The organism is methanotrophic endosymbiont of Bathymodiolus puteoserpentis (Logatchev), assembly GCF_900128525.1.
Taxonomy (GTDB): domain Bacteria; phylum Pseudomonadota; class Gammaproteobacteria; order Methylococcales; family Methylomonadaceae; genus Methyloprofundus.
Genome location: NZ_FQTQ01000055.1, coordinates 1 through 2,996, shown reverse-complemented (window position 1 = coordinate 2,996; position 2,996 = coordinate 1). Strand labels below are relative to the sequence as shown.

At 41.0% G+C, this 2,996-nt stretch carries 4 protein-coding genes; 2 read left to right on the top strand and 2 right to left on the bottom strand.

The window, feature by feature from the left end:
- On the bottom strand, positions 1-1,087 hold a 1,087-nt coding region (locus tag BQ7314_RS03460), incomplete at its 3' end, for a TolC family protein (RefSeq protein ID WP_174482320.1).
- 284 nt (positions 1,088-1,371) lie between these two features.
- Positions 1,372-1,719, bottom strand: coding sequence for a hypothetical protein (locus tag BQ7314_RS03455; protein WP_174482319.1), 348 nt, complete (start codon positions 1,717-1,719; stop codon positions 1,372-1,374).
- A 167-nt stretch (positions 1,720-1,886) separates the two neighbouring features.
- On the opposite strand from BQ7314_RS03455, the gene BQ7314_RS03450 reads away from it, so the two are divergent.
- Positions 1,887-2,240, top strand: a complete 354-nt coding sequence (locus BQ7314_RS03450; protein ID WP_174482318.1) for a hypothetical protein — start codon at positions 1,887-1,889, stop codon at positions 2,238-2,240.
- Positions 2,241-2,412: 172 nt separating this feature from the next.
- On the top strand, positions 2,413-2,996 hold a 584-nt coding region (locus tag BQ7314_RS03445; RefSeq protein ID WP_174482317.1), incomplete at its 3' end, for a TolC family protein.

Below are 2,996 nucleotides of genomic sequence, written 5' to 3'. Positions count from 1 at the left end.
CGGCTGCCAGTTGTTGATAAACCATCTTAAGTGCTGTCATCGTATTGACTTCGGCATCACGACGTTCATCTTGTGCTTTATGCAAGCGTCGTTCAGCGGCAAGAATATTGCCTTGATTACGATCAAATATTGATAGTGGAATAGAAAATCCAGCGTTTAAGTTATAAGTGTTACCATCAAGATAGGTGTTAGTCCCAAAATTAAAGGTAATATCAGGTATCGCTTTGGATTTTTCTACCTCAATCCGTGCCTGCCGCTGATTCATTTCTGTTGCCCACCGGGCTAGATCAGGGTTTTCAGTTATTCGCTGAATTAATGCGTGCAACTCAGGTGGTTGGTGAATATCTTCTAAATTACCCTGCACAGACTTGAATAGTGCTTGGGTACTCCCCCAGCTATTTGCCAGACGTAGGCGGCTGGCAGCCAGTTGTTGTTGTGCACGCTGTTGTTCAATCTGTGAAGAGGCTTGCATCACTTTGGCTTTTGTTTCTTCAAGAGGTGCCACACTCCCTGAACGAACTTTCGCGGCAGAAATTTTGACGACTTGTACGGCTAGATCCAGTAATTTTTCTGCTAACAACAACCGCTGCTGGGTAACAAGTACTGCAATATAAGCCTGTGTAACCTGAGTCAAAACATTAATACGCTGCGTTTCATAATCCCAATGAGCAAGGTTTTGATTTAACCTAGCAAACTCAGTTCTGGCTGCGCGTTTTCCCCCAAGCTCAACCAACTGACTTAGATTTAAGGTAATAGCATCACCATCTGGCCCCTTTAATTTATTATTAGCAAAATTTGAAGCTTGCACGCCAAAAGTAGGGTTAGGTAATAGATTTGCCTGTAAAGTAGCTGCCTCACGGGCACGAATTTCTTGAGAAAAGGCCGCGAGTTTAGGGCTGCCTGTTAGTGCCAGCGCAAGTGCCTGCGATAAAACCAACTCAGTTGTTGGTTCTTTAACCGCTAATAAGGCAGCCGTGGGCTGTGTCGTTTTATCTGCATACGCAGGAGGAAAAGCTAAACAGCTCCCTAAAATCGTTAGCGAAAGTATTCTGCACGAAATGTGATTGTTTTTTACGAGTGGGTTCATTGAACCTCCTAATCTGAAAACAAAGGGTCTCAAGTAAAACTTGAGAAACGGAATAGAAAAGGCGTTAGGTAAGGGGAAGAGACAGGAATCTTACAACTTGTAGGATATGCTGAGGCATGAAGCACATCGCATAAAAGTACACTTTATACTTGATCAAGCTATAAAATTTATATTTTAGTCATGCAGGGAAGGGGGCAGCAGGTAATCTTGTCGCACCGCTATTCATTTTTCAAACCCTAACATTGACGAGATCAATATTCTTTATCCATCAAACGCCTAAGCATTCAGGCAATAGGAGGGCGTAACTTAGGTAAGGTATTTCTAGAGTGCCAGAGATCGGCTTGGAGAGGGGAGTTGATAGTATTTTGTGCTAGAATATTTTTTGTTACAAATACGTTGCTTGCAAGTGTCTGCCCCATGTGTCCGCCATGGTCATAACTACAAACTCCGCAGTGCGAATTATGATCCTCTGCAACGGTTTGAATGTCAGAATCAGAGTGAAATTGTTGCACAGAAAAAACAGGATGAGGTTGATTAGCATCAGCAATAGACCAGTCATGAATATCCGTCACCATCCAACTAGACATCCAGAAAGTCAAAAATGCTAAAAAATAAATACTCGTTTTTTTCATAAGCTAGATGATAACAAGAATCAATAAAAGGTCAACTAAATTAGCCGTGAGGCGAATGAAAAATCTTTACTAAGAACTATTTTTTATTTCAAAAGAGTTATTTTTATTGACAATGATTACTGTTTAAAACATAATCCAAAAAAAGAGTTTTCTAAACTGACTAGACAATGAAATCAAAGAGCCTACCCATTTTACTCATCTTGATGATGCTGATAACGCCTATTGCATCGGCGTTTGACCATTGTGCTGGGATGGGTATGTCTGGTGATTTATCTCATGTCTCCTTGTCAGCGGATGATACAATGCTTTTAAATATGCTTGGATCATCTAATTACCAAGCCGATATGGACTGTCATAGTAGTGATAGCTGTACTTTTCACTTCTGTGCTGATCTAGGTGTTATCGCTACGGTGCCTAGAATTAATACACTCACGTCTTCCTATTATTCAATTTTTGAATACACTTCACCCGATAGTACCGTTTTATCTTCTGAATTAAGACCCCCGATATTTATCCTCTAACAGAGGAATACTCTATCTATTATCTGTGTAGGATGTGCTGACGACAGGAAGCACATCAAAATGATGCGCTTCGCACCTTAACATCCTACGTTTTTTTCATAGATAAATACATTCCTCTCTATGCACATTCCGGTTTATACCCGGCATTTAATTTTTTGTGTACGAGGATCTTATGATTTCACTCAACAAAACCATCGCATATTTTGTGTTGCTGGTTTTATCCTGCATCGTTGATGCCAAACCTGCTAATTTACTGAGCTTGCAAGCCGCTATTGATAGAGCTGTGCAAGATAATCCGAGCTTGGCACAAATCCAAGCACGTTCGGAAGCGTTAGCGGCGATACCCTCTCAGGTGGGCACACTGCCTGACCCTGTCATTAGCTTTAATGCTTTAAATTTACCCGTTAACAGCTTTGATCTTGCGCAAGAAAATATGACGCAAATGCAAGGTGGCATTTCTCAGGATATTCCTTTTCCAGGGAAATTATCCTTACGCGAACAAGCGGCAAGCTACCAAGCTGAAGCGGCAACTTATGATGTTGCTGAAGCACAACTACGTCTAGTACGTGATGTTAAAAAAGCTTGGTGGGCACATTTTTATTTAGACCGTGCTTTAGAAATTATCATTCTAAACCAAAACCTATTGCGTCAATTCGTTGAAATTGCCAGTACAAAGTATGAAGTAGGCGAAGGCTTACAGCAGGATGTGTTATTGGCGCAATTGGAATTATCCAAATTATTGGATACTGAAATCCG

Excerpts from the sequence above, each read along its gene's own strand:
- BQ7314_RS03455 (WP_174482319.1), bottom strand. The coding sequence starts at position 1,719 with ATGAAAAAAACGAGTATTTATTTTTTAGCATTTTTGACTTTCTGGATG.
- BQ7314_RS03450 (WP_174482318.1), top strand. The coding sequence starts at position 1,887 with ATGAAATCAAAGAGCCTACCCATTTTACTCATCTTGATGATGCTGATA.